The sequence below is a fragment of the Luteibacter sp. 1214 genome (assembly GCF_031455395.1).
In the GTDB taxonomy this organism is placed as follows: domain Bacteria; phylum Pseudomonadota; class Gammaproteobacteria; order Xanthomonadales; family Rhodanobacteraceae; genus Luteibacter; species Luteibacter mycovicinus.
Genome location: NZ_JAVDSQ010000003.1, coordinates 126,175 through 142,883, shown reverse-complemented (window position 1 = coordinate 142,883; position 16,709 = coordinate 126,175). Strand labels below are relative to the sequence as shown.

Sequence of the window (16,709 nt, the reverse complement as noted above, 5' to 3'; positions counted from 1 at the left end):
GTGGGCCTACCGAGGCTTGAGGCGCAGGTAAAGGCCGATCCGGCACGTCCGTTTGTTAGCATGTGCGGATGCAGTCCCAGGCCTTAGATCTCCTTCACTCCGTTTTCGGTTACCCCGAGTTCCGCGGCCAGCAGCAGGCCATCGTCGAGGAGGTCGCCGGCGGCGCCGACGCCCTCGTCCTGATGCCCACCGGCGGCGGCAAGTCGCTGTGCTTCCAGATTCCGGCGCTGATGCGGTATGGCACAGGCATCGTGGTTTCACCACTGATCGCGCTGATGCAGGACCAGGTCGATGCGCTGACCGAAGCCGGCGTCAAGGCGCGCTACCTGAATTCCAGTCTCGACGCCGCCACTCAGCGCGAGATCGAGGAGCTCCTGCTCGCCGGCGAACTCGACATGCTGTACGTCGCGCCCGAGCGGCTGCTCACGGGCCGCTTCCTCGGCCTGCTGGATCGCATTCCCATTGCCTTGTTCGCTATCGACGAGGCCCATTGCGTCTCGCAGTGGGGACACGATTTTCGTCCCGAATACCGCGAACTCGCGATCCTGCACGAGCGCTTTCCGGAAGTACCGCGCATCGCGCTCACCGCGACGGCCGACGAGCGCACCCGCGAAGAAATCGTCGAGCGCCTCGGCCTGCACCAGGCGCGCCGTTTCGTTTCCAGTTTCGACCGGCCGAACATCCGCTATCGCGTGGCACCACGGCAGAACGCACGGCGCCAGTTGCTCGATTTTCTCGACGCCCATCGGGGCGAAGCCGGTGTCATCTATTGCCTCAGCCGCCGCAAGGTCGATGAGACCGCCGCCTGGCTGGCCGAAGCGGGCGTGGACGCGCTTCCGTATCACGCCGGTCTGGATGGCGAAGTACGCCAGCGCCACCAGCAGCGCTTCCTGCGCGAAGACGGCATCGTCATGGTCGCCACCGTCGCGTTCGGCATGGGCATCGACAAGCCGGACGTCCGCTTCGTCGCCCACCTCGATCTGCCGCGCAGCATGGAAGGCTACTACCAGGAGACCGGCCGTGCCGGTCGTGACGGCCTGCCGGCGGAAGCCTGGATGATTTACGGCCTGGGCGATGTCGTGACCATGAGTCAGATGATTTCCCAGTCGGACTCGGGCGACGACCGCAAGCGTGTGGAGCGCCTCAAGCTCGACTCGCTGCTCGGTTATGCCGAGGCCACACGCTGCCGTCGCCAGCTTCTGCTGGAGGCGTTCGCCGAGGTGTATCCCGAGCCCTGTGGCAACTGCGACAACTGCCTGGTGCCGCCCAGGACCTGGGATGCCACGACCGCGGCGCAGAAGGCGATGTCATGCATCTATCGCAGCGGTCAGCGTTATGGCGCCGGCCATCTGATCGAGATCCTGCGCGGCGAGGCGGGTGAGCGGGTACGCGATCTCGGTCACGACAAGCTGAGCGTGTTCGGTATCGGCGCGGACATGGATGCAACGCAGTGGCGCTCGGTGTTCCGCCAGCTGCTGGCTGCGGGCCTGGTCGAAGCGGATCCCGAAGGCTTCGGTACGCTGCGTTTGTCGAAGGAAAGCGGACCGGTCCTGAAAAGCGAGCGCAAGGTGTGGCTGCGCGAGGACGCGCGGCCGTCGAAAGGCAAGCGCAACTCGCGTCCGTCGCCTGCCGTCGCCGGCGGCTCCCTGGGCATCGAAGAGATCGAGATGCCGTTGTGGAACGAACTGCGTCGCGTCCGCGCGGAACTGGCAAAGGCGCATGGGGTGCCGGCATACGTCATTTTCCATGATGCGACTTTGCTGGCGATGTTGCGGGCGCTGCCGGAGAACGAGGACGAACTGGGGTCGATCAGTGGTGTCGGCGAGAACAAGCTGAAGCGTTACGGGAAGGATTTTCTGGCGGTGTTGAATGGCCCCGGCTGACCCGTAGGAGCGTGCCCCGCGCGCGAAAAGCCAACAACGCGATGACGCGGCACCACCCATCGCGCGCAAGGCGCGCTCCTACCTGCGCGGGTGCGATTGAGATTATCCTCAAGTCCTCGCCGCGATTGAAAAAAATGGCTGGAAACGCTTGCGTGCACGCCGCGCGATCCCCAACTCTATGCGGATTGCCCGACATCGATACGTTCGTCTGATCGACGTGACGAGACGAGGGTGCATGCCCAGGAGATGCCCATGCACGACGCCACGCCACTCATCGCCACCATCGTCGGTGGTCTCGTACTCGCCTTTATCTTTGGCGCCATCGCTCACCGATTGCGACTTCCGGTGCTGGCCGGTTACCTCGTCGCCGGTGTGGTCGCCGGACCGTTCACCCCGGGCTATGTAGCCGACGCGGGCATCGCTCAGGAGCTCGCCGACCTCGGCGTGATCCTGCTGATGTTCGGCGTGGGTCTGCACTTCTCGCTCAAGGACCTGCTCGCGGTGAAGGCGATTTCCATCCCCGGCGCCGCGGTGCAGATGGGCGTGGCGACCGGCCTTGGCATGCTGCTTGGCTGGGGTCTTGGCTGGCCGGTGGCGCAGGGCTTCGTCTTCGGTCTCGCGCTTTCCGTCGCCAGTACGGTGGTGCTGCTCCGTGCGATGGAAGAACGTCGCCTGCTCGACAGCGACCGCGGACGTATCGCCGTCGGCTGGCTGATCGTCGAAGACCTGGCCATGGTGCTGGCGCTGGTCCTGCTGCCCGCCATCGGCGGCTTTCTCGGGGCGGAGCAGGGCGATCACCCGCCGAGCATGATGGCGCTGGCCGAGACCGTGGCCTGGACCATCGGCAAGGTCATCGTTTTCGTGGCGCTGATGCTGATCGTCGGTAAACGCGTGATCCCATGGACGTTGCAGGCGGTCTCCGGCACCGGCTCGCGTGAACTCTTCCGTCTGGCCGTTCTCGCCATCGCCCTCGGTATCGCCTTCGGCGCGGCGCACCTGTTCGACGTCTCCTTCGAACTCGGCGCGTTCTTCGCCGGCATGATGATGGGCGAGTCCAAGCTCTCGCAGCAGGCCGCGGAAGAAACACTGCCGCTGCGCGACGCTTTCGCGGTGCTGTTCTTCGTTTCCATCGGCATGCTGTTCAACCCGCATATCCTCGTCGAGCAGCCGTGGATCGTCCTCGCCGCCTGCCTGATCATCATCATCGGCAAGTCGGTCGCCGCGTTCGCCATCGTTCGTGCATTCGGTCGCCCGAAGAAGACCGCGCTGACCATCGCGACCAGTCTCGCCCAGATCGGCGAGTTCTCTTTCATCCTGGCGGGGCTGGGCGTATCCCTGCATCTGCTCAGCGAGGAGGCGCGAGACATTCTGCTCGCCGCGGCCATCGTCTCGATCCTGGTCAATCCGCTGCTGTTCGGTGCGCTCGACAGGTGGATCGCGCGGCATGACCGCGATGCGCCGGACGAGCACACCGATCCATCGCTGGCGGGTCACACCGTGCTGGTCGGGTTCGGCCGGGTAGGTCGCCGCGTGTTCGCCGAGTTGCAGGCCACGGGTACGCGTACGCTCGTGATCGAGACCGACGAAGACGCCGTGCGCGAACTGCGCGAGCAGCACGGTGCCGAGATCGTCATCGGCAATGCGGCCGCCGCGCTCGTGCTGGCCGAGGCCAACCTTGCCGGCGCGCGATCCCTGATCGTGGCGGTATCGGATCCCTTCGAAGGGGGGCAGGTGGTACGTGCGGCGCGTGCGTTGCGCCCCGACCTGCCGATCGTCGCGCGTGCCCATTCGCAAGAATGTGTGGCTCACATGGATGGCATGGGTGCCACGCAGGTCATCTACGGCGAGCAGGAAGTGGCCCACAGCATGTTCAACGCGTCGCTCCCGCAGCGGGCGGCATCGGGGCACTGAAGCCGGCCTCGGATACGTCGTTCTAACGCGTCGCTGGCTACCGTAAAAGGGACTACCGGCTGGCGACGAGGACACGATGGCATCCCGGATCGAAGACTACGCGATGCTCGGCAACTGCCGCAGCGCGGCGCTGGTGGCGAAGGACGGATCGATCGACTGGCTGTGTTTGCCACGTTTCGACTCCGCCGCCTGCTTCGCCGCCTTGCTGGGTAACGAGAACAACGGGCGCTGGCGCATCGCCCCCGCCGACCCGGATGCCACGGTCCGGCGCGGCTACGTCGACGGCTCCCTGATCCTCGAAACGGAATGGCGCACGGCCACCGGTGTCGCCCGCGTGATCGACTTCATGCCGTTCGCCGGTGACCAGGTCGGGGTGACACGCATCGTCGAGGGCGTCGAAGGCCGGGTCGATTTCGAGGCCGTGCTGACCATCCGCTTCGACTACGGCAACGCCATGCCCTGGGTGACGCGGGTCGACGAGCGGACGGTGACGGCGGTCGCCGGGCCGGACATGCTGGTCGTCCGCAGTCCCGTCTCGGTCGAAGGGGAAGGGATGCACAGCGTGGCCCGCTTCGCCGTGTCCAGGGGTGATTCCATTCCCTTCGTGATGGCCTGGGGCCCGTCGCATCTGTCCCCTCCCGAAGCAATCGATCCTTACGACGCGCTGGAGAAGTCGCTGGCCTTCTGGGAAGACTGGTCGGGGCGCTGCAATGGCGCCGGCGAGTGGAGTGAGATCGTCCGCCGCTCGCTGGTCGTCCTCAAAGGCCTCAGCTATCTCCCCACGGGCGGCATCGTGGCCGCGCCCACGACATCGCTGCCGGAACAATTCGGCGGCGAGCGTAACTGGGATTACCGGTTCTGCTGGGCCCGCGACGCCACCTTCGTTCTCTCCGCGCTGGTGAACGCGGGCTACCACGAGGAAGCCAGTGCCTGGCGCGACTGGGTGCGACGCGCGGTGGCCGGGTCGCCGGACCAGCTCCAGGTGCTCTACGGGATCGCCGGTGAGCGCCGCCTCGAGGAATACGAACTCGACTGGCTGGACGGTTACGAGAGCGCAAAGCCGGTACGCGTGGGCAACGCGGCTTCGAACCAGTTTCAGCTCGATATCTTCGGTGAGCTGGTGGGTGCGTTCTCCCACGCGGTGAAGCACGGTGTCGCGATGCAGCCCGAGGCCGACGAGGTGCAGAACGTCTTCCTCGAGCATCTCGCCAGCATCTGGCGCCATCCCGACGAAGGCATCTGGGAAATCCGCGGCGAGCCGCACCACTTCGTCCATTCGAAGGTCATGGCGTGGCTGGCCTTCCAGCGGGCTTCCGAACAAAACCGCGAAGGCCGTGACCCGGCATTTTCGCAGCGATGGCGCACCATCGCCGATGAGGTCAAGGCCGACATCCTCGCCAAAGGCGTGGATCCCGAGCGCGGTTGCTTCGTGCAGTCGTATGGCTCCAGAGAACTCGATGCCAGCCTGCTGATCGTCACCCTCACCGATTTCCTGCCGCGTGACGATCCCCGGATCGTCGCGACGGTGCGGGCCATCGAAGAGGATCTGCTGGTCGATGGGTTCGTACGCCGCTACGACACACGCAGCGGCGTCGACGGGCTGCCGCCGGGCGAGGGCGAGTTCCTGCCGTGCAGTTTCTGGCTGGTGGAAAACTATGTCCTGCTGGGGCGCCTGGACGAGGCGCGCGAGCTTTTCGTGCGTCTGATCGGCCTCACGAACGACCTCGGACTGCTCGCGGAGGAGTACGATCCACGGTCGAAACGGCTGTTGGGCAATTTCCCACAAGCCTTTTCGCACGTCGCGTTGATTAATGCCGCCTTTAGCCTGGCGCATGGTTACAGCGCGACCGCCGACATCCACGCCACCCCCGAAGCCCAACATCCCCAAGGAGTCCGTGCATGAGCCCCGCCCCCACGAAGCGCGTTACCTCGCGCGCTCACCCGGCCGACCCGTGTACCGTCGTGATTTTCGGCGCCGCCGGTGATCTCACCAGCCGCCTCGTCGTTCCCGCGCTCTACAACATGCGCCGCACCGGACTGCTGTCCGATAACTTCTCGATCATCGGCTTCAACCACGGCAAGATGACCGACAACGCCTGGCGCAAGAGCCTGCACACGTCGCTCGAGAAGTACGTCAGCAATGGCGGCGGCAAGCTCGACGAAGACGCCTGGGGCTGGCTGAGCTCTCAGATGACCTACCACGCGGGCGACTTCGACGATCTGTCGGCGTTCCAGAGCCTGGCGGTCAAGCTGCGCGATGCCGAGAAGCGTCGCGGCACCCGGGGCAACGTGCTGTTCTACCTCGCCACGCCCGAGCGCTTCTTCGGCGACGTGATCGAACAGCTGCGAAACGCCGGCCTCGTGGACGACGGCGGTGCCGACGGCGAGTTCTGGCGCCGCGTCATCATCGAAAAGCCATTCGGCCACGATCTCGCCTCGGCGCACGCGCTGAACGAGCGCATCCTCAAGGTGCTGCGCGAAGACCAGATCTATCGCATCGACCACTTCCTCGGCAAGGAGACGGTGCAGAACATCATGGCGTTCCGTTTCGCCAACGGCCTGTTCGAGCCGATCTGGAACCGCGACCGCATCGACCACGTGCAGATCACCGTGGCCGAGACCGTCGGTGTCGAGCGTCGTGGCTCGTTCTACGAGCAGACCGGCGCGCTGCGCGACATGGTGCCCAATCATCTGTTCCAGCTGCTGGCGATGGTCGCGATGGAGCCGCCGACCTCCTTTGACGCGGAAGCCGTACGTACGCGCAAGGCGGAAACCATCGAAGCCATCCGTCCGATCCAGCCGGAAGACGCCGTCCGCGGCCAGTACGGTCCGGGCGCGGTGAACAACGAACTGGCCACGTCGTACCGCGACGAGCCCAACGTCGCGCCGGACTCGGTCACCGAGACCTTCGTCGCCATGAAGCTGTCGATCGACACCTGGCGCTGGTCGGGCGTGCCGTTCTATCTGCGCACCGGCAAGCACATGGGTCGTCGCACGACGGAAATCGCCATCCGCTTCAAGTCCGCGCCCTTCGCCCCGTTCCGTGGCACGGGCATGGATGCGTTCGGTCCCGACTGGCTCGTACTGCAGATCCAGCCGGATGAAGGCATCTCGCTGCAGTTCGACGTCAAGCGTCCCGGCCCGCGCGTGGAACTCGCGCCGGTGCGGATGGACTTCAAGTACGCGGACTGGTTCCGCGCCGAGCCGAACGTGGGCTACGAAACGCTGCTGTATGACTGCATGACCGGTGACGCCACGCTGTTCCAGCGCGCCGACATGGTCGAAGCCTGCTGGCGCGCGGTGCAGCCGATTCTCGACGACTGGGCGCAGCGCACGCCGGCGGACTTCCCGAACTATGCGTCGGGCAGCGCGGGTCCGGCCTCGTCGGACACGCTCCTGGCCATGGGCGGTCGCTCGTGGCGTCCGCTGAACTCGGCGGCTGAGCTCAACGCGCGTCGTACGGCCAAGCCGAAATCGGACGTGTTGCCTTCGTCGACGAAGTCGGCGGAAGGTCGCGCCACGAAGAAGCGCGCGGCGGCGAAGAAGTCGTTGCGTGCGACGTCGGTGAAGAAGACGGCGCCTGCGCGCAAGTCGGCGGCGGTGGCAAAGGCGCCGGCGAAGAAGACCGTCTCCGCGCGGAAGGTCGCGGTCAAAAAGGCGACGGCGAAAAAAGCGCCCGCAAAGCGGGCGGTCGCCGCGCGTAAGGCGTCGCCCACCAGGGCGGCGGCTGCGAAGCGACCACGTAAGCAGTAAACCGACGTCATCACGAGCCCCGGTCAATCCGGGGCTTTTTTTGCTCAGTCGTGTTTGTCGTGATCGTGGTGCGCAGGCGGCGCGTGATCTTCGTGCCGGGGTTGCGGATGCTGCGCGGCTTGCTGCTGGTGCTGCTGAGGCGCGGGACGCTCACGTGGTGGTTCGCTGCGTTGCTGCGGCAGAGGCTCACGCTGCGGCTGCGCCTCACGCGGCGGCTGCGCCTCCCGCTGCGGCCGCGGCTCCCGCTCCACCTGCGGTTCCCGCTGAGCCTGCGGGCGGGCTTCCTGCTGGAACGCCGGTTCCGGACGCCTCGGCTGCTCGACGCGAGGTGTCGGGGCCGGTCGCGACGCTTCCGCGGAGTGTTGGAACGCAGCGGGTCGTGGCGCTTCGGCGGCTTGCGCATGACGGTCGTCGAAGGGTTGCGGACGGGCGCCGACGGCATGCACGTTGGCGACGCGCGGGTCTTCGTGCTGCATGGCGTGAATGGGCGGCTGTTGCTCAGGCCGGGCGAAAGCCTGCGGCGCTGACGGGCCCGGCCGCGCCTGAGGCGGAAGCGCCGGTCGTTCGTTCGCTGCGGTCGGATGCGCCATGGCGGCCGTGAAGTTCGGGCGCTGCATGTGGTCGAAGTCGGGACGCTGCGGCGCTCGCTGCTGAGCCTGGGGTGGCGCGTTGTGAATCGCGACGTTGTCGTTGTCGTGGCGGTTGTCGATGTTCACCGGACGATTGACGTAGGTGTTGTTGACGGTGCGGTTGATCGTGGTGCGATTCACGACATAGGGGTGGTTGTCGTAGACCACGGCGGGACGACCGCGATAGTCGCCCCGCGGCCCACGTCCCCACGCGGTGTTCCACTCGTTCCAGCCGCCGTGCGGACGGTCGTAATGATCGTGCGAGGCGAACAGCTGTCCCACCAGGATGCCCGCGCCGAAGGACACCAGTCCGGCGGTGACGACGTCGCCACGCGTGGCGGGCGCTTCGTACCAGTGCGTGCGGTACACGCGGGAGTACACCGGTTCGCCGTAAACCACGTCGGGGTCGTACTGCGGCACGTAGACCACATCGGATTGCGCCTGCTCGATGACGATCGTGCGGGCGGGCGCGGGAACGATCGAGGCCACGCTCGCAGCTTCGTCCACGGGTGGCGCCTCGTCGACCTGGACAATCTGCTGCGACGAACTCTTCAGAGAACCATGCGACTGTGCGCGGTCGCGCATCACCTGGATCGCATTCAGTACGTCGGTCGGCTCGTTGGCGTAAGCGTCGCCGAGCGCGGCGGTCCAGTCGCGGTTGTTCGCCAGTTGATCGAGCACGGCGGGGAAGGCCACGAGGGACTTCACGCTTGGATCCCACGGTTGAGCGTCGGCGGCGTCGATGAGCGCTCCGCCGTTGAGGTTGCGATTGCTGTCCAGGAAACCGCGTGCGGCATCGACCTGATCGGGATGCGTCGAGCCGGCGAGTGTGAGTGCGACCAACTTGTCAGGGAACAGGGCGATGGGCGACACCAGCGCGTAAAGCTGGTCGGCCGTAGGACGCGCATAGCCGGGATCGGCCGTAGCCTGTGCGGCGCTGGCTGGCGCTGCCGGCGCGCTGGCAGCGGCGGGCGCCTCGTCGGGCGGCGTGCGGTTGCAGGCGCCGAGCGCGGCGACCAGCGAGGCGGAAAGCAGGGTGGTGCGGACGAGGTGCAGACTCACGCGCTTCATGGGAGGTCCTTGCAGAAAATCGGGGGGCCGACGTGTCGCCAGCAGATTCGTTCCGGAAGGGTGACTGGTCGCTGTCTGTCGCCGGTTCGATGCGCGGTTGCGAGGAACCCGTTCATGCGCCCGTCGGTCTTCGCGAGAAACTGCGGGTTTAACCGGTGTTTTCCGCAAAGTCGCGCGCTTGAATCGTCCAAATTCGCGGTCCAGCGATCCTGCCGACGTGTGGAATCCGTCGCATTTCTGGTTGCAGTGCAGCAAAGCGACGCCATCGCGTCGACCGCGCGCGGCGCCGAACGTTCCGTTCGATAAAAACCGCGTCACAGCGCCGTTTCTCGTGAGCGCGACCCGGGCTGAAAAGTGCATGGATCGATCCAAATGACTCTTGAGATATACCGCAGTGCAGTATTTTCGTCATTCGGTTAAATGCTTTCAAGACAACGACTTGTGCTGATTTGTATGACTTTAGATCGAGTTAAAAAAGCGGTTGACAACGTTGTCAGCGGCCCCTAAAAATCCGTTCGGTAATACCGTTGCAATCGCGATATGAGCGCGATCAGCGCAGGGCCGGAAGGCGGCGCATCGGCGACAGGGCGCAGGGCAGAAAGAAATCCGGCGATACGCATGACGATCAACGCGGGCAATAGCCCGCGCGGTGTCGTGCGTCTCGCGAAAACACCAGGCATTCCTCAGGAGAACGATGTGAACCCCCGCATCAGCGTACTTTCCATGGCTATCCTCGCCGGCCTCTTGGCCACCGGCAACGCGATCGCACAGGACGCGGCTTCCCCCGCCCCGGCCGCCAGCACGACGAAGAAGACCGATGCCGCCAAGCCGGCTGACCCGAACGCCAACCCGCAGGACGCCGCCAACCTGGGCGCCGTGACGGTCACTGGCATTCGCGCCAGCCTGCAGAAGTCGCTCGACCTGAAACGCAACGCCGACTCCATCGTCGACGCCATCTCGGCCGAAGACGTGGGCAAGTTCCCGGACACCAACGTGGCCGAATCGCTCTCGCATCTGCCCGGTATCAGCGTCGACCGCAACTTCGGCGAAGGCGACAAGGTCAGCATCCTGGGTACCGATCCGGCGCTCAACCGCCTGCTGCTCAACGGCCAGACCGTCGCCTCGACCAACTGGACGTCCGATCCGAACAATCCCGACAGCCGCTCGTTCAACTACAGCCTGCTGACCTCGGAAATCATCGGTAATGCGCAGGTCTACAAGACGCCGCAGGCGAACATCGACGAGGGCTCGATTGGCGGTACCGTCATCGTCAACACGCGTCGTCCGCTGGATCTCAAGGCCAACACGCTGACCGGTACCGTGAGCTACGGTTACAACGATCGCGCGGACAAGGGCAAGCCGAACGCGTCGGTGCTTTACAGCTGGAAGAACCAGGACAACACCTTCGGCGTGCTTGGCTCCATCATGCACTCCGACAAGATCATCGACCGCCAGGGCACCGAAGTCTTCGGCTACCAGCGCGTCAACGATCCGACCGATACCAACCCGGACCACCAGTTCAATCCGGCCGTGGTGTCGCCGAACCAGCAGGGCGTCTACCCGACCGCCGTCAATACCGCGTGGTTCCAGCAGCGCCGCAAGCGCGACGGCGTGTCGACCGGTCTGCAGTGGAAGCCGAACGATGCATTCGAGCTGAACTTCACCGGCCTCTACGTCACCGAGAAGTTCAACAACTTCAACCAGAGCCATTACGGCGAATGGTCCGGTTCGGCGGCTAATGCGACGGCACTCGGTTTCCAGAACGGTGTCGCGACCACGGGTAGCTACGACGCGAACACGTCGACCTATCTGGACGGTTACGAGCGCGATTCGACGGTGAACACCGGTGTGGCCAACCTTCGCGCCGACTGGTTCGGTGACGGCTGGACGGCGTCGAGCCAGGTCGGTTACACCGGCTCCACCGGCGGTTCGGATGGCATCTGGAACATGCAGTTCCAGAACTTCGGCGGCTTCAATTACGCGCTCGACGGCGAGCATCCGCAGATCAACTACAACAGCCCGGACAACCCGTCCGCCGCGCTCGCTCACGGTGCCGGTTACAGCTACGCACCGAGCTACGACCGCGAACGTTACTTCCAGTTCGACTTCTCGCACGACGTCGCCTGGGGTCCGCTGAACCAGATCTCGGTCGGCATCAAGGCGACCAATCATCTGGATGGTCAGGACGCATACACGGCCAACATTCCGGCCACGGCTTACGCAGGCACCAGCCTCGCCGACCTTGCCAACGGCGGCACGCCGGGCGGCTACCTCGACGGGCTGGACTCGGCCGGCAACATGGGCAACTGGACCACGATCGATCCGGGCCTGATGAAGGCCTATGTGTCGAGTCTGGTCACGAACACGTCGCTCGACCCGAAAGCCACGTACAGCATCGCCGAGCAGAACCGCGCGTTCTACGTGCAGGGCGACTTCGCTGGCGACGGTTATCGCGGCAACATCGGTGCGCGCTACTTCCGCACGCGTGACACGGTGGACGGTTACAACAGCATCGGCAACGGCAATTACGCCGCGGTGAACAAGCGCAGCGCGTATCACGACTGGCTGCCGTCGTTCAACATCGCGTTCGACGCCGCCGAAGACGTGACGCTGCGTTTCGCCGCGGCCAAGGCCATCGCGCGTCCGCGTTATCAGCAAATGACCCCGTACGTGGCACTGGACGACCGTACCCTGACCGGCTCCGCGGGCAACATCGACCTCAAGCCGTACAAGTCGACCAACTACGACGCTTCGGCCGAGTGGTACTTCTCGGAAAACAGCGTGCTGTCCGCTGAGCTGTTCTACCGTCGCATCTCGGGCTACATCCTCAATACCAACGTCGCCCAGACGCAGTACAACCTGACCGAGCAGCACGACGACGTGTACCAGATGCAGGTGCCGACTAACGCCGGCGTGGCCAAGGTCAAGGGTGCCTCGCTGACCTACCAGCAGAACTTCGCGTATGGCTTCGGCATGCTGGCGAACTACACCTACTCCGACGCGGACACCAGCAACGATTTCCCGCTGCCGTACAACTCGAAGAACTCGTTCAACCTGTCGCCGTTCTTCGAGCAGGGTCCGTGGAGCGCGCGCCTGACCTATAGCTGGCGTTCGTCGTACTTCACGTCGATCGCCCAGCTCCAGTCGCAGCAGATCACGGGCATCTTCCGTGAACTGGACGCGACGGTGGGTTATCAGCTAAATGACCATATCCGCCTTTCGCTCGACGCCACCAACCTGCTGGACGAGACGTATATGGTCTACAACAACACGCCGGCCCAGCCGCTCAACGCATACAAGAACGGCCGCACCTACATGGTGACGATGGGCTTCAAGCTGTGACGCCCCGCGCGTCGCTGGCACTGGCGGCCTGGCTAGTCGTCGGCGCCGCCGGCGCGGCCACGCCGACGGAGAGAGACCTCTCCGTCGGCTGGCAATTCCGTCTGTCCCATACCGCCACGCCGGCGGGAGCCAACCCTGCTGGCGAACCCTCAGCCCAGCTGAAACGACTTAGGCAATGCACGTCATCGTGCGAGCGGCTGGATGAGTGGCAACCCGCCACCGTCCCCGGCGCGATCCAGACCGACCTGCTCGCCCGGAAGAACATCCCCGACCCGTTCTGGCGCGACAACGAGGCCAGCCTCCAATGGATCGGCCTCTCCGACTGGGACTACCAGCTCAGCTTCGACGTCGACGCGGCCACGCTCAGGCGCGGTCACGTCGACCTCGTTTCCGACGGCCTCGACACCTTCGCCGAGGTCAGCCTCAACGGTAAGAAGCTGCTCTCGGCGGACAACATGTTCCGCCGCTGGCGCCTGCCGGTAAAGAACACCCTGCACGCGGGAAGCAATACGCTCACCGTGCACCTGCAGTCCCCCATCGCACGCGTGCAGCCGTGGCTGCTGAAGCAGCCGTATGCGTTGCCGGGCGAATTCGATTCGTCCTTCGGCGATGAGCCGAAGGGTAAGCAGACCTCCAACTACGTCCGCAAAGCTAACTACCAGTACGGCTGGGACTGGGGTCCGCGTTACGTCACGCTCGGTATCTGGCGCCCCGTGCGCCTGGAAAGCTGGGATGACCTCCGCGTCGCCGACTTCCATATCGCTCAGACCGAGGTCGAAGCGGACGTGGCCAGGTTGGACGCGCAACTCGACGTGCGTGCCGACAAGGCGGGCGCGGTCACCCTCAAGGTCGAGTGGACCGGGCCGGACGGCAAGACCGGTAGCGAACAGCGTGAGGTCGCCCTGAAGGCCGGCGAGAACCACGTCGGGGTGCCGCTGAGCATCGACCATCCGCAACGCTGGTGGCCGGTCGGCTACGGCGAACCGAATCTCTACCGGTTCCACGCCAGCGTCGACTCCGGCGGATCGACGGTTGCCGGGGCCGATCGCGAAACCGGCCTGCGCAAGGTCGAGCTGCGTCGCGACAAGGACCAGTGGGGCAGGGGCTTCGCCTTTGTCGTCAACGGCGTGCCGGTCTTCGCCAAGGGCGCCAACCTGATTCCATACGATGCGTTCCCTTCGCGCGTCTCCAGCGAGCGGCTGGAAGCCATCCTTCGATCCGCGAAGGACGCCAACATGAACATGTTGCGCATGTGGGGCGGCGGCACCTACCAGGACGACGCGTTCTACGCGGCGGCTGACCGTCTGGGTGTGATGATCTGGCAGGACTTCATGTTCGGCGGCGCGGTGACGCCGTACGACGATGCGTTCCGCGAGAGCACCCGCATCGAAGCCGAGGAGCAGGTCACGCGCCTGCGCGATCACCCCTCGATCGTACTCTGGGCCGGTAACAACGAAGTGCAGACGGGCTGGGAGGAATGGCCCGATCGCATCGACTTCCAGAAATTCGTCAACGCCGATGAAGTGAAGAAGGTCGAAGACGGCATGCGTACGATCTTCGACAAGACGCTGCGCAAGGTCGTGTCGGATCTGTCGCCGCAGGTGCCGTACTGGGCCAGCTCGCCGAGCACGGACTTCGACGGTCCGGCCAATGTCGAGACCGACGGCGACGTGCATTACTGGAAAGTGTGGTCGGGTTCTGAGCCTATCTCGCACTACCTCGACATCACGCCGCGCTTCCAGTCCGAATATGGTCTGCAGTCCTTCCCGGTGATGGCCACGATCAAGGCCTTCGCCCAGCCGGAGGACATGCAGCCGGAGTCGAAGGTGATGCGCGCGCACCAGAAGTTCGCCAACGGCGACGGCAACCAGCGTCTGTTGCTGTACATCCGCCAGGAGTACGGCGAACCGAAGGATTTCCCGTCGTTCGTCTACCTCAGTCAGGTCATGCAGGCCGAAGGGATCGAACTGGCCGCCGAGCACCTGCGCAGCGCCCGCCCGCGCAACATGGGTACGTTGTACTGGCAGTTGAACGATGTGTGGCCGGGCGCGTCCTGGGCCAGCGTCGACTACTTCAACCGCTGGAAGGCGCTGCAGTTCCACGCGAAGCGTTTCTATGCGCCGGTGGATGTCGTGCCGCTGCGTCGTGATGGTAAGACGGATGTCTTCGCCGTGTCCGACCGCGCGAGCGACTTCGACGCCGTCCTGCGCACTCGTGTCTACGACATGGGCGGCAAGCTGCTGCGGGAGACCCGTATTCCTGTGCACGCGACGGCGCTGTCCAGCACCCGGGCGGCGACCGTGGACGATGCGACGCTGCTCAAGGGCGCCGATCCGCGCAAGACGGTCGCCGCCTTCGATCTGCTGGAGGATGGCAAGCCCGCGGCGCATCACCTCCTGTATTTCGGCGCCGCCCGGACGCTGGCATTGCCCACGCCGGAGCTGACCACGTCACTGCATGATGGCGCACACGGCCTGGTGCTGACGGTGAGCGCGAAACGTCTTGCCCGCGCGGTCTGGGTCGATACGGGCGATATCGACGTCCGTCTTTCGCAGAACGCGTTCGACCTGTTGCCCGGTGAAAGCATCGACATCGAGGTCGATGGCAGCACCGATACCGAAGCCCTTCGCCGGGCGATTACCGTTCGCTCGCTCGTCGATGCCCTGAAGGAGACCACGCCGTGAATCCCTCCCGTCGCAATGTGATGAAATGGCTTTCGCTCGCACCGGGCGTCGCGATGATGGGGGGCATGAGCATGGGCGCCGCCGCTGCGTCGCGCTTCACCAGTCAGCGTCCACCGGTGGGCAAGCGCAAGTTCACCAGTGATGCGGTGGAACACCTCATCGCCGCGACGAAGAAGAAAATCGCCGATCCCGAGCTCGCCTGGATCTTCGAGAACTGCTTCCCGAACACGCTGGACACCACGGTCGAGCTCGGCCGCCTGGACGGCTACGAAGATACCTTCGTGGTGACCGGCGATATCGACGCCATGTGGCTGCGTGACTCGTCCGCGCAGGTCTGGCCTTATCTTCCGCTGACCCCGAAAGACGAGGGGCTGCGCAAGCTGTTTCGTGGCCTGATCCGCCGCCAGGCACGCTGCATACTCATCGACCCCTATGCCAACGCGTTCCTGCCCGATACCAAGGGCAAGAGCAAGATGGACTGGGCGCAGGCCGACATCACCGACATGCGTCCCGGCGTGGCCGAGCGCAAATGGGAGATCGATTCGCTCTGCTACCCCGTACGCCTCGCACATGGCTACTGGCAGACCACGGGCGACCGCGAGCCGTTCGACGAATCGTGGCGCGCCGCCACACGCAGTATCGTGACGACCTTCCGCGAACAGCAGCGCAAGGACGGTCACGGCCAGTACCAGTTTCAGCGCCCGTCGCCGAAGCCGACCGAGAGCCAGTTCCTCGATGGCTACGGTCAGCCGACGCGTCCGGTCGGCATGATCCACGCCATGTTCCGCCCTTCGGACGATGCGACGGTCTATCCGTTCAATATCCCCGGCAACCTGTTCGCGGTGGTGACGCTGCGTCGCCTTGCACAGATGCACGGCACGTTGTTCGGTGACCAGGCGTTCGCCAGCGAGGCCAATGCGCTGGCCGACGAGGTCGAGGAGGCAGTCGAAAAGTACGGCGTGATGCACGACGGCCAGGACGATTTCTGGGCCTACGAAGTCGACGGCTATGGCAACCAGTTGTTCATGGACGACGCCAACGTGCCCAGCCTGCTCGCGCTGCCGTACCTGGAGAGCGCGAAGCATGATGCTCGCTATGCACGCACGCGTCAGCGCGTCTGGAGCACGGCCAATCCGTATTTCTTCAAGGGCACGGCCGGTGAAGGCATCGGCGGTCCGCATGAAGGTCTGCGTATGATCTGGCCGATGTCGATCATGATGAAGGCTTTCACGACGGATGACGCGGCTGAAATCCGGCAGTGCCTGCACTGGCTCAAGACCACGCACAACGGTAGTGGCTTCATGCACGAAGCCTTCGATCAGGATGATCCGAAGAAGTTCACGCGAGCCTGGTTCGCGTGGGCCAACACCCTTTTCGGTGAGCTGATCGTTCATCTCGCCGACAAGCACCCCGACACCCTGCGTCGCGTCTGACGC

Annotated in this window: 8 protein-coding genes; 7 read left to right on the top strand and 1 reads right to left on the bottom strand. The window is 64.9% G+C overall.

What is annotated here, in order from left to right:
- The first annotated feature begins 68 nt into the window (after positions 1-68).
- The 4 genes from recQ to zwf all read left to right on the top strand — a co-directional run bounded on the left by recQ (position 69) and on the right by zwf (position 7,547).
- Positions 69-1,883: a DNA helicase RecQ gene (gene recQ / locus J2X57_RS09015; protein ID WP_036115609.1), complete on the top strand. Its 1,815-nt coding sequence runs from the start codon at positions 69-71 to the stop codon at positions 1,881-1,883.
- Positions 1,884-2,135: 252 nt separating this feature from the next.
- The gene (ybaL, locus tag J2X57_RS09010; protein WP_309866041.1) at positions 2,136-3,794 is read left to right on the top strand and encodes a YbaL family putative K(+) efflux transporter; all 1,659 of its coding nucleotides are present in this window, start codon (positions 2,136-2,138) and stop codon (positions 3,792-3,794) included.
- Positions 3,795-3,870: 76 nt separating this feature from the next.
- Positions 3,871-5,697 carry a glycoside hydrolase family 15 protein gene (locus tag J2X57_RS09005; protein WP_309866038.1) on the top strand — a complete coding sequence of 609 codons (1,827 nt, stop codon included), beginning with the start codon at positions 3,871-3,873 and terminating at the stop codon, positions 5,695-5,697.
- Positions 5,694-7,547 carry a glucose-6-phosphate dehydrogenase gene (gene zwf, locus J2X57_RS09000; protein WP_309866035.1) on the top strand — a complete coding sequence of 618 codons (1,854 nt, stop codon included), beginning with the start codon at positions 5,694-5,696 and terminating at the stop codon, positions 7,545-7,547. The genes J2X57_RS09005 and zwf overlap by 4 nt, the downstream gene beginning before the upstream one ends.
- A gap of 44 nt (positions 7,548-7,591) precedes the next feature.
- Here zwf and J2X57_RS08995 read toward each other — a convergent pair whose 3' ends face one another.
- The gene (locus J2X57_RS08995; RefSeq protein WP_309866030.1) at positions 7,592-9,247 is read right to left on the bottom strand and encodes a DUF3300 domain-containing protein; all 1,656 of its coding nucleotides are present in this window, start codon (positions 9,245-9,247) and stop codon (positions 7,592-7,594) included.
- Positions 9,248-9,970: 723 nt separating this feature from the next.
- On the opposite strand from J2X57_RS08995, the gene J2X57_RS08990 reads away from it, so the two are divergent.
- The 3 genes from J2X57_RS08990 to J2X57_RS08980 are packed head-to-tail and all read left to right on the top strand — an operon-like array spanning position 9,971 to position 16,706.
- On the top strand, positions 9,971-12,589 hold the full coding sequence (locus J2X57_RS08990; RefSeq protein WP_308846112.1) for a TonB-dependent receptor: 2,619 nt from the start codon (positions 9,971-9,973) through the stop codon (positions 12,587-12,589).
- A complete protein-coding gene (locus J2X57_RS08985; RefSeq protein WP_309866027.1) occupies positions 12,586-15,273 on the top strand; it encodes a glycoside hydrolase family 2 protein in 2,688 nt (895 codons plus the stop codon). Before J2X57_RS08990 ends, J2X57_RS08985 begins: the two co-directional genes overlap by 4 nt.
- Positions 15,274-15,326: 53 nt before the next feature.
- On the top strand, positions 15,327-16,706 hold the full coding sequence (locus J2X57_RS08980; RefSeq protein ID WP_309866888.1) for a glycoside hydrolase family 125 protein: 1,380 nt from the start codon (positions 15,327-15,329) through the stop codon (positions 16,704-16,706).
- The last annotated feature ends 3 nt before the right edge of the window (positions 16,707-16,709 follow it).

Bases quoted from the DNA above. Each gene is read 5' to 3' on its own strand.
- recQ (WP_036115609.1), top strand. From the start codon at position 69: ATGCAGTCCCAGGCCTTAGATCTCCTTCACTCCGTTTTCGGTTACCCC.
- ybaL (WP_309866041.1), top strand. From the start codon at position 2,136: ATGCACGACGCCACGCCACTCATCGCCACCATCGTCGGTGGTCTCGTA.
- J2X57_RS09005 (WP_309866038.1), top strand. From the start codon at position 3,871: ATGGCATCCCGGATCGAAGACTACGCGATGCTCGGCAACTGCCGCAGC.
- zwf (WP_309866035.1), top strand. From the start codon at position 5,694: ATGAGCCCCGCCCCCACGAAGCGCGTTACCTCGCGCGCTCACCCGGCC.
- J2X57_RS08995 (WP_309866030.1), bottom strand. From the start codon at position 9,247: ATGAAGCGCGTGAGTCTGCACCTCGTCCGCACCACCCTGCTTTCCGCC.
- J2X57_RS08990 (WP_308846112.1), top strand. From the start codon at position 9,971: ATGGCTATCCTCGCCGGCCTCTTGGCCACCGGCAACGCGATCGCACAG.
- J2X57_RS08980 (WP_309866888.1), top strand. From the start codon at position 15,327: ATGATGGGGGGCATGAGCATGGGCGCCGCCGCTGCGTCGCGCTTCACC.